The organism is Duganella sp. AC237, from assembly GCF_979254035.1.
In genome coordinates this window covers 2,645,269-2,670,808 of the sequence record NZ_CEEDEW010000003.1, presented here as the reverse complement: position 1 = coordinate 2,670,808, position 25,540 = coordinate 2,645,269, and the positions used below count along the sequence as shown (strand labels likewise).

The 25,540-nt window shown below is 66.9% G+C and carries 16 protein-coding genes; 6 read left to right on the top strand and 10 right to left on the bottom strand.

Going from position 1 to position 25,540, the window contains the following annotated elements:
- Positions 1–122: 122 nt before the first annotated feature.
- Together AC0IYS_RS12215 and AC0IYS_RS12210 are read right to left on the bottom strand one after the other, a co-directional pair.
- Positions 123–755: a response regulator transcription factor gene (locus AC0IYS_RS12215; protein ID WP_471705390.1), complete on the bottom strand. Its 633-nt coding sequence runs from the start codon at positions 753–755 to the stop codon at positions 123–125.
- Positions 742–2,154: a sensor histidine kinase gene (locus AC0IYS_RS12210; protein WP_471705389.1), complete on the bottom strand. Its 1,413-nt coding sequence runs from the start codon at positions 2,152–2,154 to the stop codon at positions 742–744. The genes AC0IYS_RS12215 and AC0IYS_RS12210 overlap by 14 nt, the downstream gene beginning before the upstream one ends.
- A 248-nt stretch (positions 2,155–2,402) precedes the next feature.
- Between AC0IYS_RS12210 and AC0IYS_RS12205 the strand changes: the two genes are divergently transcribed.
- Genes AC0IYS_RS12205 through AC0IYS_RS12195 form a run of 3 tightly spaced genes read left to right on the top strand, consistent with a single transcriptional unit; the run spans position 2,403 to position 6,426 of the window.
- A complete protein-coding gene (locus AC0IYS_RS12205) occupies positions 2,403–3,683 on the top strand; it encodes a c-type cytochrome (protein ID WP_471705388.1) in 1,281 nt (426 codons plus the stop codon).
- On the top strand, positions 3,680–4,177 hold the full coding sequence (locus AC0IYS_RS12200; protein WP_471705387.1) for a (2Fe-2S)-binding protein: 498 nt from the start codon (positions 3,680–3,682) through the stop codon (positions 4,175–4,177). Before AC0IYS_RS12205 ends, AC0IYS_RS12200 begins: the two co-directional genes overlap by 4 nt.
- Entirely contained in the window at positions 4,174–6,426 is a 2,253-nt protein-coding gene (locus tag AC0IYS_RS12195) for a xanthine dehydrogenase family protein molybdopterin-binding subunit (protein WP_471705386.1), read from the top strand. The genes AC0IYS_RS12200 and AC0IYS_RS12195 overlap by 4 nt, the downstream gene beginning before the upstream one ends.
- Positions 6,427–6,458: 32 nt before the next feature.
- On the opposite strand, the gene AC0IYS_RS12190 is transcribed toward AC0IYS_RS12195, so the two are convergent.
- The 8 genes from AC0IYS_RS12190 to AC0IYS_RS12155 all read right to left on the bottom strand — a co-directional run bounded on the left by AC0IYS_RS12190 (position 6,459) and on the right by AC0IYS_RS12155 (position 21,608).
- Positions 6,459–10,211 (bottom strand): ATP-binding protein, encoded by a 3,753-nt coding sequence (locus AC0IYS_RS12190; RefSeq protein WP_471705385.1) that lies wholly within the window; start codon positions 10,209–10,211, stop codon positions 6,459–6,461.
- A 104-nt stretch (positions 10,212–10,315) separates the two neighbouring features.
- Entirely contained in the window at positions 10,316–12,733 is a 2,418-nt protein-coding gene (locus AC0IYS_RS12185; RefSeq protein WP_471705384.1) for a beta-L-arabinofuranosidase domain-containing protein, read from the bottom strand.
- A gap of 119 nt (positions 12,734–12,852) precedes the next feature.
- Positions 12,853–14,196 carry a sigma-54-dependent transcriptional regulator gene (locus AC0IYS_RS12180; protein ID WP_471705383.1) on the bottom strand — a complete coding sequence of 448 codons (1,344 nt, stop codon included), beginning with the start codon at positions 14,194–14,196 and terminating at the stop codon, positions 12,853–12,855.
- On the bottom strand, positions 14,189–15,544 hold the full coding sequence (locus AC0IYS_RS12175) for a sensor histidine kinase (RefSeq protein ID WP_471705382.1): 1,356 nt from the start codon (positions 15,542–15,544) through the stop codon (positions 14,189–14,191). Before AC0IYS_RS12175 ends, AC0IYS_RS12180 begins: the two co-directional genes overlap by 8 nt.
- Positions 15,436–16,095: a PDC sensor domain-containing protein gene (locus AC0IYS_RS12170; protein ID WP_471705381.1), complete on the bottom strand. Its 660-nt coding sequence runs from the start codon at positions 16,093–16,095 to the stop codon at positions 15,436–15,438. The genes AC0IYS_RS12175 and AC0IYS_RS12170 overlap by 109 nt, the downstream gene beginning before the upstream one ends.
- A 53-nt stretch (positions 16,096–16,148) precedes the next feature.
- Complete coding sequence (locus AC0IYS_RS12165; protein WP_471705380.1) at positions 16,149–17,141, bottom strand: porin; 993 nt, start codon at positions 17,139–17,141, stop codon at positions 16,149–16,151.
- 75 nt (positions 17,142–17,216) lie between these two features.
- Positions 17,217–18,500, bottom strand: coding sequence for a dicarboxylate/amino acid:cation symporter (locus AC0IYS_RS12160; protein WP_471705379.1), 1,284 nt, complete (start codon positions 18,498–18,500; stop codon positions 17,217–17,219).
- A gap of 213 nt (positions 18,501–18,713) precedes the next feature.
- Positions 18,714–21,608, bottom strand: a complete 2,895-nt coding sequence (locus AC0IYS_RS12155; protein ID WP_471705378.1) for a diguanylate cyclase — start codon at positions 21,606–21,608, stop codon at positions 18,714–18,716.
- 209 nt (positions 21,609–21,817) lie between these two features.
- Between AC0IYS_RS12155 and AC0IYS_RS12150 the strand changes: the two genes are divergently transcribed.
- The 3 genes from AC0IYS_RS12150 (at position 21,818) to AC0IYS_RS12140 (ending at position 25,527) form a co-directional block, all read left to right on the top strand.
- Positions 21,818–23,146, top strand: coding sequence for a TrkH family potassium uptake protein (locus AC0IYS_RS12150; RefSeq protein WP_471705377.1), 1,329 nt, complete (start codon positions 21,818–21,820; stop codon positions 23,144–23,146).
- The gene (locus AC0IYS_RS12145; protein WP_471705376.1) at positions 23,136–23,834 is read left to right on the top strand and encodes a potassium channel family protein; all 699 of its coding nucleotides are present in this window, start codon (positions 23,136–23,138) and stop codon (positions 23,832–23,834) included. Before AC0IYS_RS12150 ends, AC0IYS_RS12145 begins: the two co-directional genes overlap by 11 nt.
- Before the next feature lie 172 nt (positions 23,835–24,006).
- Positions 24,007–25,527 carry a catalase gene (locus AC0IYS_RS12140; protein ID WP_471708851.1) on the top strand — a complete coding sequence of 507 codons (1,521 nt, stop codon included), beginning with the start codon at positions 24,007–24,009 and terminating at the stop codon, positions 25,525–25,527.
- Positions 25,528–25,540: the final 13 nt, after the last annotated feature.

Here is a 25,540-nt window from a genome sequence, read left to right as displayed (position 1 = left end):
TCGGTTAAAGTCTGGCCTCCCCGCCGGGGTCAAGTCTGTCATTCGGACACGACCTCATGTTGAAAAACAGCGATACGCCTGGGTCCGTGTCCGAATGACAGACTTGACCCCGAACGTTCTGGCTAGGCGAGGCCGAGCGCCTCGGCCATCCGCACCAGGTCGGCGAAGGTCTTGGCCTGCATCTTGCGCATGGCGTTGCCGCGATGGATCTTGACGGTGATCTCGCTGGTGCCCACTTCGCCGGCGATCTGCTTGTTCATCAGGCCGCGCGCGGCCAGCGCCATGATTTCGCGCTCGCGCGGCGTCAGGCTTTCATAGCGCGCGGTCAGTCCTTGCAGCGCACCGTCGCGCAGGCGCCGCGCCTGGTCGGCCCGCAGCGCGGCGTCGATCGCGTCGAGCAGCTCCTGGTCGCGGAACGGCTTGGCCAGGAAGTCGATCGCACCGGCCTTCATCGCCCGCACCGACATCGGGATGTCGCCATGGCCGGTCATGAAGATGATCGGCAGCGCCACCCCGTCGCGCTGCAGGTCGGCCTGGAAATCGAGGCCGCTGACGCCCTGCAGCCGCACATCGAGCAGCAGGCAGCTGGTGACGTCGGCGCGCGGTTCGGCCAGGAACTCGGCCACCGACGCGAAGGCGGCGATCCGCATGCCCACCGACCGCAAAAGGCTGGAAAGGGCTTCCCGCAGCGGCGCCTCGTCGTCGACGATGTAGACCAGCGTTTCGGCGTAGTCAATGGAATCAATCTGGTTCATAGGCTGGCACGGAGAAGGTGATGATGGCGCCGTTCAGCGGCGTGTGCGGGGCGGGCTGGCCTACCCAGATGCGGCCGCCGTGGGTCTCGATAATGGAACGGCAAATCGGCAATCCCATGCCCATGCCATCCTCCTTGGTGCTGTAGAACGCCTCGAACAGGCGCGGCGCGGCGTCGGCCGCGATGCCGGGGCCGGAGTCGCTCACGCACAGTAGCGGCGCGCCGTCGGCGGTCAGGCCGGTGCGCAGCATCAGCACCGCTTGTCCAGGCGCGCAGGTGGCCATGGCCTGGCTGGCGTTCATCAGCAGATTGATGATCACCTGCTGCAGCTGCACGCGGTCGCCGCACACCGGCGGCAGTTGCGGCGCCAGGGCCAGGGTCAGCGCCACGCGATGGGTATCGAGTTCGCGCCGCACCAGGTCCACGCTTTCCTCGGCGACGGCGTTCAGGTCCAGCACCGCGTGCTGCGGATCGCTGCGGCGCGCCAGCGCGCGGATGCGCCTGATCACGCCGGTGGCGCGTGCGCTCGCTTCCAGGATGCTGGCGACTGTGGCGCGCGCCTCGGCCAGGTCGGGCTGCGGACGGTTCATCCAGCGCAAACAGGCCTCGCCGTTGGTGGAAATCGCCGCCAGCGGCTGATTCACTTCGTGCGCGATGGAGGCCGCCAGTTCGCCCAGCATCGTCACGCGGGTGGCGTGCGCCAGCTGCACCTGGGCGCTGTGCAGCGCCTGTTCGGCCAGCACCGCCGCCGTGACGTCGGTCACCGCGCCCAGGTATTCGCAGGCGCCCTGCTTGTCGTAGCGCGGCTCGGCCAGCACGTGCACATATTTCAGCTGGCCGTCCGGCAGCAGCAGGCGGTGGCGCAGATCGACCACGCCCTCCGCGCCGAGCGCCCGCTCCATCGCCGCGCGCACCAGCGGACGGTCGTCCGGCGCGCAGCGCTCCAGCACCCGCTCCATCGTCGGCGTCACGTCCAGCGGGTAGCCGAAGATGCGCGCCGCCTCGTCGGACCAGTACATTGCACCGTCTGGAGCCTTGAAACTGAAGCTGCCGGTTTTGCTGATGCGCTGCGTGCCGGCCAAAAACGCCTCGCTGCGGCGCAGCGCGTGCTCGCGCGCCAGCAACGCGTTGGTGGCGCTTTGTCCGCGCAGCGCCAGGAAGGCGGTGATGCCGATGGCGAGCAGGCCGACCATCATGCGCCCGGCGGCGGCGCCGGAGAACACCACCGTGTGCGTCAGCAGGTAGGAGGCGACCGTCAACGCCAGGCAGATGCCGGTCACCAGCAGCACGCCGCGCCGCTGCCACACGCTTGCCGACAGCAGCACCACCACCACGTACATCACGGCCACCGCCATGTCCAGCGGCGTGAAGGTATCGACCGCGAAGATCAACAACGTCAAGCAAACCAACAACCCGGACAACCAGGGAGTGCGCGGTACCCGAAACATGCTGTCCTTATGAATTATGAATTATGAATTATGAAACAGGCAATCCCTCCCATTATAGGGGGGATCGCGCGGCTTGCGGCCTATACTCCGGATAGGTTTTTGCGCATTCCAGTTCCCTGCCCTGCCTTTTGAAAGGTTACAAACGGTACGCCAGATGGCACATTGGCATCTGTGACAAATGCCGAAGATCGGGAACGGGAATGAGAAAAACAACACGGAGATGGGTCGCCGCCGGCATCGCGGCGCTGGCCGCCGGCGCACTGGCGGCGGCGTGGATAGTGCAACCGGCGCTGGCACCCGTCGCGCCGCCTGCCCCCGGCGGTTTCGACGCCGCCAGCGTGACGCGCGGCGCGCGCATCGTCGCCGTCGGCGATTGCATGGTGTGCCACACCGCCGCCGGCGGCCGGCCCTACGCCGGGGGCCTGCCGCTGCGCACACCCTTCGGCACCATCTACACAACCAACATCACGCCCGATGCCGCCACCGGCATCGGCAACTGGTCGCTGTCCGCGTTCACCCGCGCGCTGCGCCACGGCGTCTCCCGCGACGGCCATCTGCTGTATCCCGCCTTCCCCTATATTCACTACACGCGGCTGACGGACGCCGACATCGGCGACGCCTACGCCTATCTGATGACCCGCGCGCCGGTGCAAGCGACAGCGCCCGACAACCAGCTGATTTTCCCACTGGGCTTCCGGCCATTGCTGGCGGGCTGGAACCTACTCTACCTGCGCAGCGGTCCGACACCGGACGATCCGGCCCGTGGCGCAGAATGGAATCGGGGCCGCTATCTGGTGGACGGCGCCGGCCACTGCGCCTCCTGTCACAGCGCGCTGGACCCGATCGGCGGCGAGCGCAGTCCCGCCTTCGGTGGCGGCAATATCGACGGTTGGGACGCGCCGGCGCTGACGGCGCTGCTGCGCGCGCCCAAGCCGTGGACCGCCGAACAACTGGCGGCGTACCTGCGCCATGGCTGGTCGCCTGAGCATGGTGCCGCCGCCGGGCCGATGGCGCCCGTCGCCCACAGCCTGTCGCTGGTGCCGCCGGAAGACACCAAGGCGATGGCGGCCTACCTGATGTCGCTGCAGACGGCGACGGCGCCCGCGGCCCCGCCCCCCGCGCCGCCGGCCACCGGTGCGGACGCCGGCCGCATCCGCCAGGGCGGCACGCTGTTTGCCGGCGCCTGCGCCGGCTGCCACGGCGACGCCGCCCCGATGATGACGACCGGTGGCCGGCCGCCGCTCAACCTGAGCACCGCCGTCGCCGGCGACCGCCCCGACAACCTGATACAGATCGTATTGAACGGCGTGCCATGGACGCCAGCGCGTTCGGCCACCTTCATGCCGGCGTTCGCCGCCTCGCTCAACGACGCGCAGATCGCCAGCATCGCCGCCTACGTCCGCGCCGACATCGGCAAGCGCGCGCCGTGGCCGAAGCTTGAGCGCCGCGTCACCGAGATTCGCAAGGAGAACCAGCCATGAGCACACTCACCGTCAACGGCGTCACCCACACGCTCGACATCGATCCCTCCACGCCGCTGCTGTACGCGCTGCGCAACCAGCTGGAGCTGAACGGCGCCAAATTCGGCTGCGGCCTTGGCCAGTGCGGCGCCTGCACGGTGCTGCTGGACGACCAGCCGGTGTTCGGCTGCCTGACGCCGCTGGCGGCCTGCGAAGGGCGCCGCGTGCGCACCATCGAAAGCCTGGGCAGCGCCGCCCATCCCGGCCCGCTGCAGGCTTCCTTCATCCGGCACCAGGCGGCGCAATGCGGCTACTGCATCGCCGGCATGGTGATGCGCGCGCAGGCGCTGCTCGAACAGAATCCGCAGCCCAGCGCGGCCCAGATCCGCGCCCACATGGAGCCCAACCTTTGCCGCTGCGGCACGCATATGCGCATCCTGGCGGCCATCGGCGAAGTGGCGGCCGCGCGCCGCGTCGCGCCCCTGGCGCACAAGGCGGCGGGGAGCAAGCCATGACGGACCGCGTCACCGACACCGAAACCATCGACCTGCGCCGCCGCGCCACACTGGGCGCCGGCGCCCTGGTGCTGGGATTTTCCCTGCTGCCGCGTCTCGCGCTTGCCGAATTCAACGCGATGGGCGTGCCGCCGGTGGCCAACAAGGCGCTGGCGGGCAGCCTGAAAACCAATCCGATGCTCGACGCCTGGATCAGGATCGCCGCCGACGGAAAGGTCACGGTCTTCACCGGCAAGGTGGAACTGGGCACCGGCGTGCGCACGGCGTTGCTGCAGATCGCCGCCGAACAGCTGGACGTGGCGCCGGCCGCCATCGACTTCATCACCGGCGACACCGGCCGCACACCCAACGAGGGCTACACCGCCGGCAGCCACACCATCGCCGACAGCGGCACCGCCCTGCTGCACGCCGCCGCCCAGGTGCGCGCGCTGCTGGTGCAAGGCGCCGCAGCGCAATGGAAGCTCGCACCGGACAACCTCTTAACCCGGGCCGGCACGATCATCGCGCCGGACGGGCGCAACATGCACTATGGCCTGGCGCTGCGCGGCATCGATCTGCACCGCGCGGCGCAGGCCAAATCGGTGCTGAAGGACGCCGGTGCCTACACCGTGATCGGCAGTTCGCTGCCGCGCGTGGACATACCGGCCAAGCTGACCGGCGGCGCCAGCTATGTGCAGGACATGCGCCCGCCCCGCATGGTGCATGCCCGCGTGGTGCGTCCGCCGGCCTACGGCGCGCGCCTGCTGTCGGCCGACGTCAAGGCCGTCGAGCGGATGGCCGGTGTGCTGAAGGTACTCGTCGACGGCAACTACCTGGCGGTCGTCGCGGCCGACGAATGGCAGGCGATCCTGGCGATGCGCGCCTTATCGGCCGGCGCCAGGTGGGCCAAGGGTCCGGCCCTGCCGGCCGCCGCCGGCATCCACGCCACCTTGCGCGCCCTTCCCGCCCAGGACATCGTGGTCGAGGACAAGCGTGCCCCCGGTGGAGCGGTTGCCGTCACCACCATCAGGAACCGCTACACCAAACAATATGTGTTGCATGGCTCGATCGGCCCATCGTGCTCGGTGGCGGTGCTCGATGGCGCGCAGCTGACGGTGTGGACGCACACCCAAGGCGTCTATCCGCTGCGCGCGGCCATCGCCGAGATGCTGTCCATGCCGCTCGACGCGGTGCGCTGCATCCATACCGAGAGCGCCGGCTGTTATGGCCAGAACGGCGCCGACGACGTGGCGGCCGATGCCGCGCTGATCGCCCGCGCCATGCCCGGGCGGCCGGTGCGGGTGCAGTTGATGCGCGACCAGGAAAACCAGTGGGAGCCGTACGCGCCCGCGATGAGCACGGAGCTGAGCGCATCGCTCGACGCCGGCGGCAAGGTCTGCGACTGGCACTACGAACTGTGGAGCGGCTCGCACAACGAACGCCCCGGCAACGCCGGCAAGCTGCTACCGGCGCAACTGCTGGCCAAGCCGTTCACGCCCAGCCCCTCGCTGCCGATGCCGATGCCCGAGGGCGGCGGCGACCGCAACGCCGCACCGCTGTACGCGTTCGCCAATTCGAAGGTGATCAACCATTTTCTGCCGGTGACGCCGCTGCGCACGTCGGCCATGCGCTCGCTGGGCGCCCACATCAACCTGTTCGCCATCGAGGGCATGATAGACGAACTGGCGGCGGCGGCCCGCACCGATCCGGTCGAATTCCGCCTGCGCCATCTGGACGACCCGCGCGCGCGCGATGTGATCCGTGCCGCCGCGTCGAAATTCGGTTGGGATAGGCGGGAACGGCAGCGCCGCCGCCACCACGGCTTCGGCTTCGGCTTCGGACAGTACAAGAATCTGATGGCGTATGTCGCGCTGGCGGTCGAAATCCGGGTCGAGCGCAGCACCGGCGAAGTGCACATTGTGCGGGTGGCGGCGGCCGTCGATTGCGGCCAAGGCGTGAATCCGGACGGCATCCGCAACCAGATCGAGGGAGGCATCCTGCAGTCCGCCAGCTGGACGCTGTACGAGCGCCTGCAATTCGGCCCGGACGGCATCGCCAGCGTCGACTGGGCCAGCTATCCGATCATGCGCTATTCGAACGTGCCGGCCAAGGTCGACGTGGTGCTGATCGACCGGCCGGGCGCTCCATTCCTCGGCGTGGCGGAAGCCGCGCAGGGACCGATGGCGGGAGCGCTGGGCAACGCGCTGGCCGACGCCACCGGCAAGCGCTGGCGCGACCTTCCGCTGGCAGGCCCCCAACTGATGTCGTGAAGAATGCCTGGCGCCTGGCGCATCATCCCTGCTTAACCTCCGCCCCGTAGCAGGCCGTCGAGCGTCACCAGATCGACCGGCTTGGTTAAGTGATTGTCGAAGCCCGCTTCGGCCGCGCGCCGGCGGTCGCCGTCCTGGCCGTAGCCGGTGACCGCGATCAGCCGCAAGGGCCGCTGGCAGGCCTGCTGGCGCAGGCGCTGCGCCAGCTCATAGCCATCCATCCCGGGCAGGCCGATGTCGAGCAGGCAGACATCCGGACGCAAGCTGCCTTCGCTGGCCAGCGCCTCCGGCGCACCGAACATCACATGCACCTCGTGCCCCATCAGCTCGAGCGCCTCGCCGATGGCCTGCGCGGCGTCCTCGTTATCGTCGACGACCATCACCTTCAAGCCGGAGCTGGCCTGCCGCGAAGGCGCCTGGCGCGCGGCCGGCACGGCGGCGCGCGGCGACTCGAAGACCTGCTCCAGTACCGGCATGCGGATGGTAAAGGTGCTGCCCAGCCCCACGCCGTCGCTGCGCGCGCCGATGCTGCCGCCGTGCAGCACCATCATGCTCTTCGCGATCGTCAGGCCGAGTCCAAGACCGCCGCGCGAGCGGCTCAAGGCCTGCCGCTCCTGCACGAACAGGTCGAACACCGAAGCCAGCATGTCGGGCGCGATGCCGATGCCGTTGTCGCGCACCGCCACCACCGCGTGGCCGCCGTCGCGCCAGGCCTTTACGCTCAGGCGGCCCTGCGGTTCGGTGTACTTGGCGGCGTTGGTCAACAGGTTGGCCAGCACTTGCGCGCAGCGCCCCGGATCGGCCATCACCGCCAGCCCGGAAGCCGGCACCTGCACCTCCAGCACATGGCGTTTTTCCTCGATCAGCGGGCTGGCCGTTTCAATCGCGCGCGCCACCACTTCGGCCATTTCCACCGACTGCCGCCGCAACTGGATCTTGCCCTCGGCGACGCGCGAGACATCGAGCAAATCGTCGACCAGCGCGACCAGATGCCTGGTCTGGCGTTCGATGACGGTGCGTTCCTTGAGGGCGTAGTCGCCGCCGCGCAAGCGCATCAGCTGCAGCGCGGTGACGATGGGCGCCAGCGGATTGCGCAATTCGTGGCCCAGCATCGCCAGGAATTCGTCCTTGGCGCGGTTGGCCGCGTCGGCGGCGCGCTTGGCGTTGGCCAGCTCCGTCACTTCAAAGGCCACCATGGCCACGCCCTCGGTGCGGCCGTCATCGTCGATCAGCGGCTGATAGACGAAATCGAAGCAGCAATCGGTCAATTCCTCGCCATGGCCGCGCCGGAAACGCACCGCCACCGAGCGCCCCACGTAAGGCTCGCCGCCGGCCAGCACGCCGTCCAGCAATTCGAAGATGCCCTGCCCCTCCAGCTCCGGGAAGGCGTTTCGAATGGACAGACCGACCAGCGCGCGCGGCCCGACCATCTCCTGGTAGCAGGCGTTGGCCTGTTCGAACACGTGTTCCGGCCCGCGCAGGATGGCGATCGCCACCGGCGCCTGGCTGAAGATGCTCTGCGTGCGGCGCGCCACGGCCACGTCCACCATGCGCGCTTGCCTGCGCAGGCGCAGCACCTCGATGCGCGCGACCAGATCGTGGCTGGAGAAGGGTTTGATCAGATAGTCGTCGGCGCCCGCCTGCAGTCCTTCCAGCCGCGCCTCATCGCCGGCGCGCGCCGACAGCAGCATGATCGGAATCTCGCGCGTGGCCGGATCGCCGCGCAGCGCCGCCAGCAAACCGAAGCCGTCTAGCTCCGGCATCATGACATCGGAGAGGACGATGTCGGGCATCCGGCGCCGCACCGCGTCCAGCGCTTCCCGGCCGTTGTTGCACACCTCGACATCCCAAACACCGCGCAGCAAGCGCCGCAGGTAGTCGCGCATGTCGGCGTTGTCGTCGACGATCAGCAAACGCCCATGGCGCGCACCCGGCGCGTGATCGGCGTCCGGGAGCGGAGCCGCCGGCTGTACCCACCCCTCCGCCTCGGCCACATAGGATTGCACCGCCGTCGGCCGCCATTCCTCCAGGCGCTGCTCGCGCACGTGCGCCGGGTCCAGATGGGCGCTGCCCAGCGGGATCTCGACGGCGAACACCGTCCCCCGTCCCGGCTCACTGTCGGCGCCGATAGCACCGCCGTGCAGCGCCACCAGGTCGCGCACCAGCGCCAGGCCGATGCCCGAGCCCTCGTAGGTGCGCGAACGCGCGCCTTCCACGCGGTGGAAACGCTCGAACAGGTGCGGCAACTGGTCCGCCGGAATGCCGGTGCCGCTGTCGCTCACAGTCAGTCGCGCGTTGGTTCCCGCCTGATGAAGGGAGATAGCGATCTGCCCTTCGAATGTGAACTTGAAGGCGTTCGAGAGCAGGTTCAGAACGATCTTTTCCCACAGGCCCGGATCGACATACACCGGCGCCGCCAGCGGCGGACAGTCGACCACCAGCCGCATGCCGGCGCCCTCGATGGCCGAGCGGAAGCTGCTGGCCAGATCGGCGGTCAGGGCCGGCAGATCGGTGGGCGCGAAGCTGGCCTGCGCGCGGCCGGCCTGCACGCGCGAGAATTCAAGCAGCGTGTTGACCAGCTTTTGCAGCCGCAGGCCGTTGCGCCGCATCAGCTCCATGCGCGCGCGCTGCGCCGGCGGCAAAGGCGCGGCGGCGTCGCGCAACGCGTCTTCCATGGGTCCGAGCAGCAGCGTGAGCGGCGTGCGGAACTCGTGGCTGACATTGCTGAAGAACTGGGTCTTGGCGCGATCGAGCTCCGTCAGCATCTCGGCGTGCAGGCGCTCCTCCTCGGCGGCGCGCGCCTGCTGGATCGCGTTGCCGGTCTGGATCGCGATCAGCTCCAGAAAGCGGCGGTAGTCGGCGTCTAGCCGGCGCGCCGCGCTCACGCCCAGCACCAACGCGCCGATGGTTTGCTGCGTGCCGGCGCCCATCAGCGGCAGCACCAGCGCCTCGCGTATCGGCTGGTTGGCCAGGCCGGACGGGAATGCGGATTCCGCCTCCCGCTCCGCCGATCGCCGCAGCGCCACCACGCGGGTGGCGGCATCGGCGATGACTTCGTCGATCGGAAAAAGCTGGCGCGGAAGGTCGGGATGCGTGGCCTGCGCCAGCGCGGCGGCGCCGACGGACGCACCTTCCGGGTTGTCGTGCGCCAGGTACAGCATCGCGAACGGCAGGTCGTCCGGATTCGCGGCGATACTGGCCATCGCCGCCGCGCAGGCTCCATCCACGGTTTTTTCCTGCAGCATGCGGGTGCTCATGTCCGACAGGGTGCGCAGGCGGCGGGCGTTCAAATGCTTGGCGGTGACGTCGAGGTTGGGGCAGAACAATCCCGCCACGTTGCCCGATTCATCGCGCACCGGGCTATAGGAGAACGAAAAGAACGTCTCCTCCAAAAAATCGCCACGGCTCATGAACAGGCGCACGTCGTCGGCCAGGGTGGCCTCGCCGTGCTCGAACACGCGGTCGGCCAGCGGGCCGCAGATATCCCAGATCTCCGCCCACACCTCCGCCGCCGGACGCCCCAGCGCCCAGGGATGCTTGGCCATGCTGAGCACACCGATATAAGCGTCGTTGTACAGGAAGGTGGCCTGTTCGCCCCACCCTATCCACATCGGCTGGCGGGAGCTGAGCATCAGGCTGACGACCGTCTTGAGGCTGTGCGGCCAATCCTCGATCGCCCCCAACGGCGTGCGCGCCCAATCGTACGCCAAAATCTGCGCACCCAATTCTCCCGGCGCGGTCAGGAAGCGCGCGGCCGGCAGCTGGGGCAATGCCGGTAGATTCATAAAAGCCTCGTGCGATTACAGAATAACAATACTTATGAGCGTATCATTAATCTTGCAACAGCGGAGTCTGATTGAAACCGCGCCAGTCCCGGCCTGCCTCGCCGTCAGCGCTGCACGTACAAGCGCGCGCCGAACACCGGCCCCGCCGTGTGGCCGGGCTCCGGATCGAATCGAACCACGACACTGTTCTTTCCGCTGGTCAATCTCTCCGGCAGCACATAATCGCGGTCGATGAACTCACCCGGATGGCTGCCATCGAGCTTGACGCGGGCCACCCGCTCGCCGTCGATACTGATATGGAAATCGCGGTTGCGCTCCTCGCCCCAATAACTGGCCTGCAGCACCAGCTGTCCCGGTCCGCATTTCATGCGGAAGCTGAAATAGCCGCCGGTGCGGGCATCGCGGCCCATGCGGCCGCGGTACGACACCGGATACGAGATGTCCGATTGCAGGTCGTGGTCGCGCTCCGGCTGCATCTCCCCTAGGTGCATGACGTCGATCGAGCGGTCGGCCAGGTCCTTGAGGCGCGCCTCCTCCTTGCGGAACGCCACTTCGGAGGCAGCCCATTCCTGCTCGTTGTAGGCGTTGAAGTACACCGCCGCGCGCCGGTCGTACTGGGCGAAGAACGGCGTGAACTTCATGTCGCCGGGCCGGCCGCTGCCCACCGTCCGGTACACGGCCTTCACCTTGTCGGCCTCCTTGAACGAGGCCAGGATGTTGGCGCCGACCAGCGCCGGCGCCAGGCCGTCGAACGGTTTGTCGGCCGCGCCCAGGTCGGCGGCCAGCACCATCGGTCCGCGCAACAGCGCGACCACCTTGTCGTTGCCGGCGGCCGATTCCAGCCGCAGCTCCAGCGGCAGCGAGAGACGCACGGTGTCGCCGGCGCGCCAGCGGCGCCGCACGAACAGGTAACCCTTGTCCTTGCTGGCCGCGTGCGGCTTGCCGTTGACCAGCAAGGTATGCCCCGAAGCCCACGCCGGAATGCGCAGGGCCAGCGTGTAATAGCGCTGGCCGGCCAGGCGCTTGACCTTGATGTCGATATCGCTCTCGAACGGATAGCGCGTCGTCATCTCCAGGGTGGCCGCCGCGTGCCGCCACTTCACCAGCGACGGAATGTACAGGTTGACGAACAGCGTGTCGCGGCTCTCCCAATAGATCGAGTCGCCATGCTTGGAGTGGCTCTCGATGCCGGACAACACGCAGCACCAGAAATCGTTCTCCTCGCTGGAGTACTCGCGCGCCACGCCCGACATCAGCGGCGTCATATAGGTGAACATGCCGGTGCGCGGATTCTGGTGCGCCATGATGTGGTTCAGGTGCGTGCGCTCGTAGTAGTCGAAATAGGCGGCGTCCGGCGACCAGCTATACAAGTGGCGCGTCATCTTCAGCATGTTGTAGCTGCAGCAGGCTTCGCAGGTCTGTTCGGTGATGTGGGCGGCGATGGTGTCCGGGCCCGAAAAATATTCGCGGTCGCCGTTGCCGCCGATGACGTAGCTGTGGTGGTCCGTCACCGTCTTCCAGAAAAACTTGACGGTGTCGGCGTCGCTTTGTTGGCCTTTGAGCTCATACAGGCGCGCCAGGCCGATCAACTTGGGAATCTGCGTGTTCGAGTGCAGGTTGGCCAGTTCGTCGCGGCCTTCGGCCAGCGGCGCCAGCGCCTTGTGGTGGTACAGCCGCCGCGCCACCTTCAGCCAGCGCTCGTCGTTGGTGCGCGCATACAGTTCGGCGAAGCTTTCGTTGATGCCGCCATGTTCGCACGCCAGCACCTGCTGCAACTGTTCGTCGTTCAAGGCGTCGAACACCTTGGCCATGTAGCCGGCCAGTCCCGTCGCCACTTGCAGCGCCTGCGCGTTGCCGGCGTAGGTCTGGGCGTCGAACAGGCCGGCGAACACCTTGTGCCAGTTATACAGCGGCACCCAGCAGCCATTCAGGTCGAATCCGGCCGAGCGGATCTCGCCGCGCATGATCTCGGGGAAGATCTCCTTGCCGTCGACGACCTTGCCGTCTTTGCGCTTGCGCATGAAGCCACCGATGTAGCCGTCGCCCTGCGCCCGCTGCACGCGCGCCAGCTCGGCGACGATGTAATCGATGCGCGGCTTGAGCGCCGGCAGACCGCTCTGCGCGTGCATCAGCGACAGCGCGGACAGGTAGTGACCCAGCCCCTCGCCGGCGATGGTGTCCGACTCCCAGCCGCCATAGATCTTGCCCTTTACCGGCAAGCCGGCGAACAGGTGGTAGTTGTGCAGGAAGCGGTCGGCGTTCAGGCGTAGCAGGTAGGACTGGTTGGCCTGCAGCGCCTCGGCGTAAAAGGAAGGCAGCAGACGCACGTCGAACATGGGCACCGCCGTGGCGGAGGATGGCGTGGCCGGCGCATCGGCTGCGCCGGCTGCGGTGGCTGTGGCGCCGGTCGCCGCCGCAGCGCCGGCCGCATTGGCCCTGGCGCTCCAGCCAGATATCAGCCCCAGACTGGCGGCGCCTTGCAGGATCAATCGACGGTGACGGAACGGTGACGAGGCGCGCATGGTTATCCTGAATAGACGATGTTATCCAATAATATACGCCGCCCGGCGCCGCAAGTCTTGCGCCGGCAAATCACAAAGAACGACGAAATCCGCACAACCGTTCGGAGCTCGCGCGCCGATTACTTGTACACGTCCGGCGTTAACCCGTACTTTTGCATCTTGTAATACAACGTCTGCTTGGGCACCGCCAGCGCCACACTGACCTCGCTGACGCTGCCGCCGGCCTTGCGCAGCTCCTGCTCGATGACGGCGCGCTCGAAGCACCCCACCTGCTCGGCCAGCGGCAACGGCGCCAGGCTGCGCGCCGACAGCAGGCCGTCGGCGCCGCTCGACAATCCCAGCACAAAGCGCTCGGCGATGTTGCGCAGCTCCCGCACATTGCCCGGCCAGTCGTGCGCCATCAGCGACTGCATCAGCGGCCCGGGCACGGGCGGCGCGGCGCGTTTGTAGCGCGCCGCCGCGCCGAGCAGGAAGTGCTCGAACAGCAGCGGAATATCTTCGCGACGCTCGCGCAGCGGCGGCAGGTTGAGCACAATCAGGTTCAGGCGATAGTATAAATCGCTGCGGAATTTCTGCTGGTCCGACAGCTCCTTCAAATCATCCTTGGCGGCGGCGATCACGCGCACGTCCACAGGCACCTGGCTGTTGGAACCGAGCCGCTCGACGTACCGTTCCTGCAGCACGCGCAGCATCTTCACCTGCAGCGACATCGGCAAGCTCTCGATCTCGTCGAGGAACAGCGAGCCGCCGTCCGCGTATTCGATCTTGCCGACCTGGCGCTTGCCGGCACCGGTGAAGGCGCCCGGCTCGTGGCCGAACACCTCGCTCTCGAAGATATTCTCCGGGATGGCGCCGCAATTGAGCGCGACGAAATTGCGCTTGTGGCGGCGGCTGTACTGGTGCAGGCAGCGCGCCACCATCTCCTTGCCGGTCCCGGTCTCGCCGTAGATCAGCACATCGGCCGGTTCGTCGGCCAGGTCCAGGATCAGGCGGCGCAGGTCGCGCATCGGCGCCGAATCGCCCAGCAAGGTGGCCTCGATGCCGACGCCGTGCTCGATGCGGTGGCGCAGCGCCGCCACTTCCAGGGTCAGGCGGCGCGTCTCGAGCGCGCGCTGCACCACCTCGGACAGCTGCTCCGACGAATACGGCTTGGCGATGAAGTCGTAGGCGCCGTCGCGCATGGCGTTCACCGCCATCGTGATATCTCCATGCCCGGTCACCAGCACCACCGGCAATTGGGGGTCGATGGCCTTCACCGCCGCCATCAGATCGAGCCCGCTCATGCCGGGCAGCCGCACATCGCTGACGATCACGCCGGCGAATCCCGGGGTGACCTTCGCCAGCGCCTGTTCAGCCGCGTGGAAGGCCTCGACCTGGAATCCGGCCAGGTCGAGCGCCTGCGCGCTGCCCGCGCGCACGGTGGCGTCGTCCTCGACCAACAATACTTTCATCGCTTCATACATCCGTAGTCTCCTGCTCCGCAAGCGGCAATTCAATAATAAACCGCGCTCCACCCGAGGCGCTGGCCTCGACCCGCAGCAGCCCGCCGAATTCGCGCACGATCTGCTCGGAGATGGCCAGCCCCAGTCCGAGGCCCTGCCCTTGCGGCTTGGTGGTGAAAAATGGTTCGAATAAATGGGCGCGGATGTCTTCCGGGATGCCCGGGCCGGTGTCGGCCACGCCGATCATCACGCGTTCGTCGGTGCGCTCGACGCCGACGGTCAGCTCGCGCGTTTCGCTGTCGGTCATCGCATCGAGCGCGTTGTTAAACAAATTGACCAGCACCTGCTCCAGGCGGTTGCTGTCGCACAGCGCATGCACGTCCTGGCTGCGCATCGACATGCGGAAGTTCACGCGCTCGCGCTCCACCCGCCGCTCCACCAGGAACAGCGCGGCGGTGATCGCCGCCGCCACCGGCACCGGCCGCAGGCTGGCGTCGGCCTTGCGCGCGAACTGGCGCAGTTGGCCGGTGATCAGTCCCATGCGCCCGACCAGTTGCGAAATGGTCGCCAGGTTGGTCTTGGCCTCGTCCAAGCGATCGCGCTCGATCAGCACCTTGGCGTTGTCGGCCATCGTGCGCAGGGCCGTCAGCGGCTGGTTCAGTTCATGCGTGATCCCGGCCGACATCTGCCCCAGCACCGCCATCTTCGCCGCCTGAACCAGTTCGCTCTGGGCCTGGCGCAGCTTTTGTTCGGCCTTGCGGCGCACGATATTCTCCTCGCTCAGGTTGTGCGTCATCTGCTGAAGGCTGGAGGTGCGCTCGGCCACCATCGTCTCCAGATTGTCGTAGGCGCGCTGCAGGTCCTCGCGCGCGCGCAGCCGCTGCCGGCCAAGGCGGCGGCGCTGGCGCGCGTACAGCACCAGCATCACCAGCAATGCCTGCACCAGCAAGGCGAACAAGAACACGTTGCGCGCGCTGGCCCTGGCCGGCGCCAGATCGGACAGATACACAAACTGCCATTTGCGCGGCGCCAGCGAGCGGGCCTGGCTCACCATGCGCGAACCTGGTCCGGGATCGGGCTCCGCTGCCTGCGCCGCCGCGGGCACGTCGACGATGCTGGCGCCGCCGTCGATGCGGCGCTCCTCGCGCAAACCCAGTGGCGTCAGCGCGTGCGAAAAATACTGGCGCGACGCCTCCAGTTCCTGCCGCACCTCCGGCGCCAGCGGCGCCAGCGTGCGGTATTTCCATTCCGGCGCGGAGGTCAGGAAAACCACGCCGTGGGCATCGGCCAGCAGCACCTTGTCGGCGCCCTGCACCCAGCCCTTCTCCAGCTTCTCGATATTGACCTTGACCGTGGCGACGCCCAGCATGCGGCCGTTGTGATAAATCCCGTGCGCAAAAAAATAACCCGGCTCGCCGCGTGTGGTGCCGACGCCGTAAAACCACCCGGCTCGCGGCGCAGCGCGTCGCGCACGTACGGCCGGAACGAGACGTCGTCGCCGACAAAGCTGTCGCGCTCGCGCCAGTTGCTCGCCGCCTGCGTCACGCCCTGCAGATTGACGATATAGATGGTGGTGGATTTGGAGAGGCGGTTGACCTTCTCCAGGTATTGGTTGACCTCCCCGCGCAGCGCGTCGTCGCCGGGATGCTGCAACAGGGCGATGACGTCCTTGTTCAACTCCAGGGTGCCGGGCAGGAAATCGTATTTGGCCAGCAGGTTCTCGAGACTGAGGGCATAGCCGTCGAGCCGCTGCGCCCCGGACAGGCGCAGCCGCTCGATCGCCGCGTTCTCCGCCCAGCGCCAGCAAAAAATCGCCAGCGCCAGACAGGCGGCCAGCAGCAACACCCACAGCGTGAGTCGCCCCCAAAGCCGCCGGCCAGGCCGCGATGGTGGAACCGTCTGCGATGATGCTGCCGCCATAATCCCCTCGTATTTACTCAACCAGCGATCACGCCGCGTTCAAACCACGGCCATTAAAACACATGCCGCACGCCGAGGTTGAATCCAGTGGTGCCGGTGCCGGTGTCGGTGGCCGTGCCGACCTTGAAACTGGCGCCGTTGCGGTTGTTGATATGACCATAGGCGGTGTACAGGTCGGTGCGGCGCGACAGCGGATACAGATAACCGATCGCCCCCTGCTTCGCATCTTGCCGCAGCGCCGAATCGTCGTGATGGTCGATGTAGGACATCAGCAGCGTACCAACCGGCAGCGCCACCGTGAAGCCGAGCAGCGTATCCTTGCTTTCGTTTTCGAGCAAATCCTTGTTGCGCGCGTGCGCCGCGTGGACCGTGACCCTGGAGAACTGGTAGCGCGCCGTCAGCATCGTATTGCGGCTGCGGGCGGTGGACAGCGCGTTGTCGCGCTGCTGGTGCGCCAGCACCAGCGTCAGCGGACCGTTTTCGTAGGTGCCGCTGCCGGCGATGCTGCGGTTTTTGCTGGTGTCGCCGGCCACTTCGCCGAAGCCGTACAGGACATCCGCCGAGAAGCCGGCCGCCTTCGGCGTGATGTACTCCACCGAGTTGTCCACCCGCGAGTTATTGGCGAAGATGTTTTGCGAGTTACCCGCGAAGCCGGTCTGGAACGGGTCGGCGATGTTGTTCAGCGTTTTGTAGAATGGCGAGTACTGGCGGCCGACACTGAACGCGCCCACCGGGGTGGTCAGGCACAGGTAGGCCTGGCGGCCGAACAGCAGCCCGCCCTGGGCGGGTATGCCGGTATCGAGGTTGTTGCCGTTTTCCAGACCGAAGGCCAGCGACATGCCGCCGCCCAGGTCTTCCTTGCCCTTGATGCCCAGGCGCGAGCCCGAGCCGATGCCGCTACCGATCTTGGTGGTATTGCCGGCGGCGGCGCCCCGCTCGACCAGCAGGCCGGCGTCGGCGACGCCGTAGACGGTGACCGACGATTGCGCCGGCGCGGCGGACGACAACAAACCCAGCGCCAGGGCGCCCATGATATTTTTCTGCATCGTTACATCTCCCGAGATTACTTTTGTAGTGCTACTTTTTTGGGTACTAAACTGGTGCGACTCAGGACTCAGGACTCAGGCGGCGCGAATGTTAGCGGCGCTGTCCTTCTCCGTGACCGGCGCCTGCTCTTCATCGAGCGCGCCTTCCCACTTGGCGACGACGGCGGTGGCGACGGCGTTGCCGACCGCGTTGGTGGCGGAGCGGCCCATGTCCAGGAACTGGTCGATGCCCATCAACAGCAGCAGGCCCGCCTCCGGGATGTTGAATTGATTGAGCGTGGCGGCGATGACCACCAGCGAGGCGCGCGGCACGCCGGCGATGCCCTTGGACGTCACCATCAACAGCAGCAGCATGGTGATCTGGGTACCGAGCGACAGTTCGATGCCGTAGGCCTGCGTGATGAACAGCACGGCGAAGGTGCAGTACATCATCGAGCCATCGAGGTTGAACGAATACCCCATCGGCATGACGAAGCTGGAGATCTTGCGCTGCACGCCGAATTGATCCAGCGCCACCAGCAGTTTTGGATAGGCCGCCTCAGAGCTGGCGGTCGAAAACGCCAGCAGGAACGGTTCGCGGATCAGCACCATCAGGCGGAACACGCGCTTGCCGATGAAGGCGAAGCCGCCCAGGATCAGCAGCGCCCACAGGCACACCAGGCCCAGATAGAAGCCGCCCATGAACTTGGCGAAGGTCGCCAGGATGCCCAGGCCGTTGGTGGTTACCACCGACGCCATCGCGGCGAAGACGGCCAGCGGCGCCATCTTCATGATGCTGCCGGTGATGCGCAGCATGACCTGCGCCAGCTGGTCGACGCCGGCGGTCAGCTTGGCCGCCGATTGTCCCAGCGCGCCCAGGGCGCTGCCGAAGAAGATCGCAAACACCAGCACTTGCAGGATCTCGTTGTTGGCCATCGCCTCGATCGGCGACTTCGGCACCATGTGGCTGACGAATTCCTTGAGCGTGAACGCCGAGGTTTTCAGACCGGTGGTGGCGTCGATCGGTGGCAGCGGCAGGCCCAGATGGGTCCCGAGCTGCATCAGGTTGGACAGCACCATGCCCAGGGTCAGCGACACCAGCGAGGCGATCACGAACCAGCCCATGGCCTTCATGCCGATACGGCCGGCGGCCTTGCCGTCGCCCAGGTGCGCGATGCCGACCGCCAGGGTCGAAAACACCAGCAGCGAAATGATCATTTTGATCAGACGCAGAAACACGTCCGTCACGATCGAGATATGGCCGGCAATGTCGGCGGCGGCCTTTTTATCGGGGAAAGCCTGGTGGCACGCGTAGCCGACGGCTACGCCCAACACCATGGCGATCAGGATGTACAGCGTTAGTGGGCGCTTTTTTTTCACTTTTATCATCTCCGTATTTTTTCCCCGGCGGCGCCGCGGGGTACGGGTAGATAGCAATGGGTATGCCAGCGCCGAAAAGCCAAAAATGGCCTTTCAAGCCATTGATTTCAATGACAATTCTTTACGGAAATGATGATTGCAACGTGATACCGGCATGAAAAGCTGGACCGGTCCAGGGGTGCCTGTATGGAAAGTTGGACGACCCTGCCGGCATCAGGGTTCGCGCTCGGCGTACTCGATGCGGTTCCTGCCGTTTTCCTTGGCGCGGTACAGCGCCTTGTCGGCCAGTTTGATCAGCGATTCGGGCGTGCAGCCGGGCAGCGGTCCGGCCACCACGCCGAAGCTGCAGGCAATGTCGATGGAAACGCCGTCCTCCACCACCGGATCGGCGCAGACTTCCTGGTGCAGCTCGCGGATGCGCTGCTCGCCGCCACCGGCGTACAGCCCTGGCAGCAGCAGGATGAACTCCTCGCCGCCATAGCGGCCGACGGTGTCGGAACCGCGCAGGCGGTCCGACAGGCGCCGCACGAACTCCTTGAGCACCGCGTCGCCGGCCAGATGGCCGTAGGTGTCGTTGATGCGCTTGAAGTGGTCCAGGTCCAGCATCACCACCATGAAGCTGCCGCCGCTGCGCGCGGTGGCGGCGATTTGCTGGCCGATCATCTCCATGATCGCGACACGGTTCCAGGCCTTGGTCAGCCCGTCCTTGAGGGAGCGCATGCGGTGCTCCTCGCGCGAGGCCTCCAGCTCCATGGTCCGTTCGCGCACCAGCTGCTCCATCGCCGCGCTGCGGCGCAGGACGCCGCGCAGGCGCCAGCGGTACAGCAGCCACGCCAGCACCACCGCGAGCAGCGCGCAGCCGGCGTAGAACCAGCCGCTTTGCCACCACGGCGGCATGATCGTCACCGGCAGCTCGACCGGCCCGGCCGCCGCCTGCAGCATCGGGTTCTCCGCGCTCACCTGCAGCACGTAGCTGCCCGGCGCCAGCGCCGGATAGCGCAAGGCCGAGGAGTCGGTGACGGTCCAGCCGTTTTCCAGTCCCTTGAGGCGGTAGCGGTAGCGCAGCGCCTCGTGGTTGCGGAACGACAGCACCGCCAGCCTGACCTCGAGCGCGCCGCCGCTCCAGGCGATCATCTGCGCCTTGCTGACGCCCAGCGGATTGCCGTCGTAGTCGACCGACTCGATCCGCAGCGCCAGCTCCTTGGGTGCGAACAGCTCCTGAGGGTGCACGATATGCGAGGCGCCGCCGCTGGTGCCGATCCACATCGAACCGTCGGTGTCCTCGAAGATCGCGTACTGATTGCTGTCGTTCCAAACCAGCCCGCTCTGCTGATCGAGCACGCGCCAGGCCTTGCCGTTCCAGACGGCCACGCCGTCATCGCTGCCGATCCACAGCCAGTGGCGGCGGTCGACATGCATCGACATCACCGCGCGCGCCGCCATCGGCGTGTCGGCCAGCGGCAGGCGCTGCACCGCCAGGGTCCCAGCCTCGTCGTCGGCGGGTCCGTACCAGACCATGGGCGCGTGGTCTTCCGCCAGCCACAGGTTGCCGGCGTCGCAGTTCAACATGCTGAAGGTCGACGGCATTCCGGGCATGCTCCAGCGTCCGCCGGCCAGCCGCAGCAGCGTGCCGTTGGCGAGGAACCACAAGGTGCCGTCGGCGGTCTGGCAGGCGGCGGTCATATTGATATCCTCCTTCGGCACGCCCAGCAAAGAGCGCGGCTCCGCGACCAGCTGCGGGGCCGGTGAACGTTCCGGATCCCGGATCACATACAAGCCGTTGTTGGTGGCAATCCACAACTGGCCGGCGGCATCCAGGAACAGGCGCAAAATCAGCGGCAGCTTCGCCACGTGGACGCTGCGGCCGGTGTCATGATCTCGACGCACCAGCGCACCGGAGAAGGCGCCGCTCCACACGTTGCCGGCGCGGTCCGACGTCACCGCGCCGATTTGATGATCGGCGCCCTCGTAGCCGCCGGTGGGCTGGGCGAAACGCGGCTCGCCCGGGCGCTGGAACGCCAGGCCGCGCCCCGTGCCGAGAAAAAGCACACCGTCGGCGCTCCGGTGGAACGACCACATATCGTCACTGGGCAAACCCTGCCCGGTGGTCCAGTTGACGATGGAGCGGTAGCCCTGCCAGTGTGCCAGGCCGCGGCCCGCGAGGCCGAGCCACAACTCGCCATCGCGATCGGTGAAGATGGCGGAGATGCCGCCGTCGGCCTTGAGCCCCTCCCTGGCGCCGTATTCGCGCCATTGCCCGTCCAGGCCCCGCAGCAGGCCGTTGTCGTTGTTCGACACCAGCGTGCCGTCGCTGTCCTGCGTCATCGGAAAATACTGCCTCACGGTCGTCTGCGCCACGCCCGGCGGGGTGTGGGACTGCGCCCGCGCGGCGCCCGGCGCGATCGACACCAGGTAGTCCTGGCTGCGCACCCACACCACGCCGTCCTTGCCGACCAGGATGCCGCGCCAAAAGGCCCCCGGCACGCCTTCCCGCGGCCCATAGACGGTCAGTCCGCCGGCGCCATAGCGGCACACCTGCTCGCCGCATCCGGTCCAGACGGCGCCGTCGGCACCGACGGCGACGCCGCCGATGCGTGCCAGCTCGGGATGCGCGGCGCGCTGCGCCGCGCTGAAATAATATCGGGATTGCCACGCGCCGGCGGCGGCGCCGGGCCGTAACTCGAGAAGATCGCGCTGGCCCACGACCAGCACCACGTCTTCGCCATTGCGCGCAAAGCCGCGCCCTGCCCAGACAACGATAGGCGCGCCAGCTGGATCCTTGACGGCGACGCAGCGGGAACCCCGCCACTCGCACAAGCCCGCGTCGGTGCCGACCCACACGCGGCCGGCGCTATCGGTGCCCAGCGCGGTGATGAACGCCGCCGGCAAGCCATCGGGCTTGCCGTAGCGTCGAAAACGGGCGCCGTCGAAACGGAACAAACCGTTCTCGGTGCCGACCCACAGATAGCCGGCGGCGTCCTGCGTGATGCTGGTGACGGCCTGGTTGGCCAGCCCGTCGGCCTGGCCGAACTGGCGCAGCGACACTTGCTCGGCGGCGGCGCACGCGCACAGCGCCCAGCAGGCCAGCCACGCGAGCGCCTTCGACAAGCTTGAAAAAACCGCCGCGCTGCCCGAATACCGCATCACCACCCCGACCAAGTCTGGAAGACACCACAAGCATGCCACCCCCGAGCTCATCCGTCCAGCACGGGATCGGCCACGCCCGGCGTCACGTATAATCGAGCCGCGCCGACGCCGATGTGACTTGCATCGCCTTCTCCACCCCTGAACAACCTGACCCTGCGACCTACATCCTGATGCGATCCGTGCTTCATCCCGCGCGCGCCGTGGCGCTGGCCTTCCTGATGGCGATCGCCTTCGGCACGGCGCTCCTGATGCTGCCGTTCTCCCACGCGGGGGGCCAGGGCGCGCCATGGATGGCGGCGTTGTTCACCTCAGTATCCGCCGTCTGCGTGACCGGCCTGACGGTGGTCGACACGGGCACCTACTGGTCCGGCTTCGGCCAGGGCGTCATCATGGCGCTGTTCCAGTTCGGCGGCTTCGGCATGATGACCGCCGCCACCCTGCTTGGCCTGTTGGTCAACAACTCGCCCCGTCTGCGCACCAAGTTAATGAGCCAGATGGAGACCCGCACCCTCGGACTGGGCGACGTCACCAGCGTGGCGCGCCTGGTGCTGGTCGTCACGTTCGCGTCGGAGCTGCTGATCGCCACCCTGCTCACCCTGCGCATGCATTTCGCCCACGACCTGCCGTGGGCGCAGGCCGCATGGAGCGGCACCTTCCACGCCGTCGCGGCGTTCAGCAACGCCGGCTTCTCGATCCACGCCGACAGCGTCACGCGCTACGCCGGCGACGCGCTGATCCTGGCGCCGCTGATGATCGCCATCGTCGCCGGCGGCATCGGCTTCCCGGTGCTGCACGACCTGCGCCTCAAGCTGCGCGACCCGCGCCACTGGTCGATGCATACCAAGCTCACACTGCTCGGCACCGGCGCGCTGCTGGCCCTCGGCTTTCTCGGCGTGCTGCTGTTCGAATGGCACAACCAGCGCACGCTGGGCGCCATGGACCTGGGCGGCAAGCTGCTGTCGGCGTCGTTCATGTCGGTGGCCGCGCGCACGGCCGGTTTCAACACCGTCGACATCGGCGCGCTGACGCCGGAATCGTGGGCGCTGCACTACTTCCTGATGTTCATCGGCGGCGGCAGCGCCAGCACCGCCGGCGGCGTCAAGGTCGGCACCATCGTCATCCTGGCGCTGCTGGTGATCGCCGAGGTGCGCGGCTTTCGCGACACCGAGGCCTTCGGCCGCCGCCTCGGCGCGTCGGCGCAGCGACAGGCCATCACGGTCGTGGTCCTGGGCTGCGGCATGGTTGCCCTGGGCACGCTGGTGCTGCTGCACGTCTCCGACTTCCCGACCGACCAGATTATTTTCGAGGTGGTGTCGGCCTTCGGCACGGCCGGACTGTCGACCGGCATCACCCCGGGCCTGCCGCCGAGCGGCCAACTGACCCTGGCCCTGCTGATGTTCCTGGGCCGGGTCGGCACCGTCACCCTGGCGGCGTCGCTGGTACTGGGCGAACGGCGCCTGCCCTATCGTTATCCCGAGGAGCATCCAATTGTTGGGTAAAATTTTCACGGAACAGATTTCATTCCCGAACAGCGACAACATCGTCGTCGTCGGCCTTGGCCGCTTCGGCGGCGCCGTCGCAGAAGCGCTCATGCGCATGGGCCACGACGTCATGGGCATCGACCGCGACACGGAACTGGTGCAGCTATGGGCCGATAAACTGACCCACGCGGTGCAGGCCGATTCCACCAACGAGGACGTGATGCGCCAGCTGGGCGTGGCCGAGTTCTCGCACGCGATCGTCGGCATCGGCACCGACCTCGCGGCCAGCCTGATGTCGCTGATGGTACTGACGGAGTTGGGCATCAAGGACATCTGGGTCAAGGCGCTGACGCCGGAGCACGGCCAGATCGCCAGGCGCGTGGGCGCCCACCACATCGTCTATCCGGAGGCCGACATGGGCGCGCGCGTGGCGCACCTGATCACCGGCCGCATGATGGACTACATCGAGTTCGACGACGGTTTCGCCATCGCCAAGATACGCGCGCCGGACATGACGCACAACATGACGTTGGCGCAGTCGCACGTGCGCGAGAAATTCGGCGTCACCGTGGTCGGCGTCAAGCGCCCCGGCGAGGACTTCCAGCACGCCCTGCCGGAAACCCACGTGCTGCCCGCAGACATCCTGATCGTCTCCGGCGCCACCCGTAAGATCGAGCAATTCGCCAGTAGCGGCCGCAAGCGCTAAAGTGGACAGACAGGCATTTCTTGTAACTGAAAGGTTTAAATAACGAAAAAGCTATCGATTTCATACAAATAATTGATTTTGATAATAGTGACACAGCCGTTAAGGTTTGCTTTCACACATCAAAAGGGAGATACCCATGAAATCGACTCAGCTCGCCTGTCGCCTGGCCGCGATGGCCCTGACGGCAGCGGCCGGCATCGGCAGCGCCGCCGCCCAAACCGCCCCCGCCCCCGCCACCGTCATGACCCGCGACAACGGCGCACCCATCGGCGACAACCAGAATTCCCAGACGGCCGGTCCCAACGGCCCGGTGCTGCTGCAGGACGTCCAGCTGATCCAGAAACTGCAGCGCTTCGACCGCGAGCGCCAGCCGGAACGCGTGGTGCACGCGCGCGGCACCGGCGCCCACGGCGTCTTCGTCGCCAGCAAGGACATCTCCAACCTGACGCGCGCGGCCGTCTTCACGCCGGGCATGGAAACGCCGGTGTTCGTGCGCTTCTCCAGCGTCATCCACGGCAACCACTCGCCGGAAACCCTGCGCGACCCGCGCGGCTTCGCCACCAAGTTCTACAGCAAGGAAGGCAACTGGGACCTGGTCGGCAACAACCTGCCGGTATTCTTCATCCGCGACGCCATCAAGTTCCCGGACATGGTGCACTCGCTCAAACCGTCGCCGGACACCAACGTGCAAGACCCGAACCGCTTTTTCGACTTCTTCTCGCACCAGCCGGAATCGACCCACATGCTGACCCGCGTGTACTCCGACCAAGGCACGCCGGCCAGCTACCGCGAAATGGACGGCAACAGCGTGCACGCCTATAAATTCGTCAACGCCAAGGGTCAGGTCAACTACGTCAAGTTCCACTGGAAGTCGCTGCAGGGCGAGAAAACGCTGACCGCCAGGGAGGCGTCGGAAATCCAGGGCCGCGATTTCAACCACATGACGGGCGACCTGATCGCCGCCATCAAGGAAGGCCGCTTTCCGAAATGGGATCTGTACGTGCAGGTCATGACACCGGAGCAGTTGGCCAAGCTGGACTTCAACGGACTTGACGCCACCAAGATCTGGCCGACCAGCGTGCCGGAGACCAAAGTCGGCACCATGACCCTGAACCGCAATCCGGACAATGTCTTCCTGGAGACCGAGCAATCGGCGATGGCGCCGTCGAACCTGGTGCCGGGCATTGAAGCGTCGGAAGACCGGATGCTGCAGGGCCGTTTGTTCTCGTACGCCGACACGCAGCTGCACCGCCTCGGCGCCAACGGCCTGCAACTGCCGATCAACCGTCCCGTGGCGGCCGCCGCCAACTACAACCAGGACGGCGCGGCCAACAGCGGCGCGCGTAAAGGAGAAGTCAACTACCAGCCCAGCGCGCGCGCGCCGCTGGCCGACAACGCCGAATACAAGTCCAGCCAACTGCCGTTGAGCGGCACGACGCAGCAGGCGCGCATCACCAAGACGCGCAACTTCGCGCAGGCGGGCGATTTCTACCGCTCGCTGAACGCGCAGCAGCAGGCCAATCTGGTCAGCAATCTGGCGGGGGACCTGGGTCAGGTCAAGGATGACATCGTGAAGTACACGATGCTGTCGCACTTCCAGAAGGCCGACGCCAACTACGGCCGCGCGCTGGCCATGGCGGTAAAAGCCGATCCGGCCAAGGTGCAGCAGCTGGCCGCGAAGCTGGTGGATTAATCAAAGCGGGCCG

Bases quoted from the DNA above. Each gene is read 5' to 3' on its own strand.
- AC0IYS_RS12190 (WP_471705385.1), bottom strand. From the start codon at position 10,211: ATGAATCTACCGGCATTGCCCCAGCTGCCGGCCGCGCGCTTCCTGACC.
- AC0IYS_RS12205 (WP_471705388.1), top strand. From the start codon at position 2,403: ATGAGAAAAACAACACGGAGATGGGTCGCCGCCGGCATCGCGGCGCTG.
- AC0IYS_RS12180 (WP_471705383.1), bottom strand. From the start codon at position 14,196: ATGTATGAAGCGATGAAAGTATTGTTGGTCGAGGACGACGCCACCGTG.
- AC0IYS_RS12185 (WP_471705384.1), bottom strand. From the start codon at position 12,733: ATGCGCGCCTCGTCACCGTTCCGTCACCGTCGATTGATCCTGCAAGGC.
- AC0IYS_RS12140 (WP_471708851.1), top strand. From the start codon at position 24,007: ATGGCCCTGACGGCAGCGGCCGGCATCGGCAGCGCCGCCGCCCAAACC.
- AC0IYS_RS12165 (WP_471705380.1), bottom strand. From the start codon at position 17,141: ATGCAGAAAAATATCATGGGCGCCCTGGCGCTGGGTTTGTTGTCGTCC.
- AC0IYS_RS12200 (WP_471705387.1), top strand. From the start codon at position 3,680: ATGAGCACACTCACCGTCAACGGCGTCACCCACACGCTCGACATCGAT.
- AC0IYS_RS12195 (WP_471705386.1), top strand. From the start codon at position 4,174: ATGACGGACCGCGTCACCGACACCGAAACCATCGACCTGCGCCGCCGC.
- AC0IYS_RS12170 (WP_471705381.1), bottom strand. From the start codon at position 16,095: ATGGCGGCAGCATCATCGCAGACGGTTCCACCATCGCGGCCTGGCCGG.
- AC0IYS_RS12175 (WP_471705382.1), bottom strand. From the start codon at position 15,544: ATGCTGGGCGTCGCCACGGTCAAGGTCAATATCGAGAAGCTGGAGAAG.
- AC0IYS_RS12215 (WP_471705390.1), bottom strand. From the start codon at position 755: ATGAACCAGATTGATTCCATTGACTACGCCGAAACGCTGGTCTACATC.
- AC0IYS_RS12150 (WP_471705377.1), top strand. From the start codon at position 21,818: ATGCGATCCGTGCTTCATCCCGCGCGCGCCGTGGCGCTGGCCTTCCTG.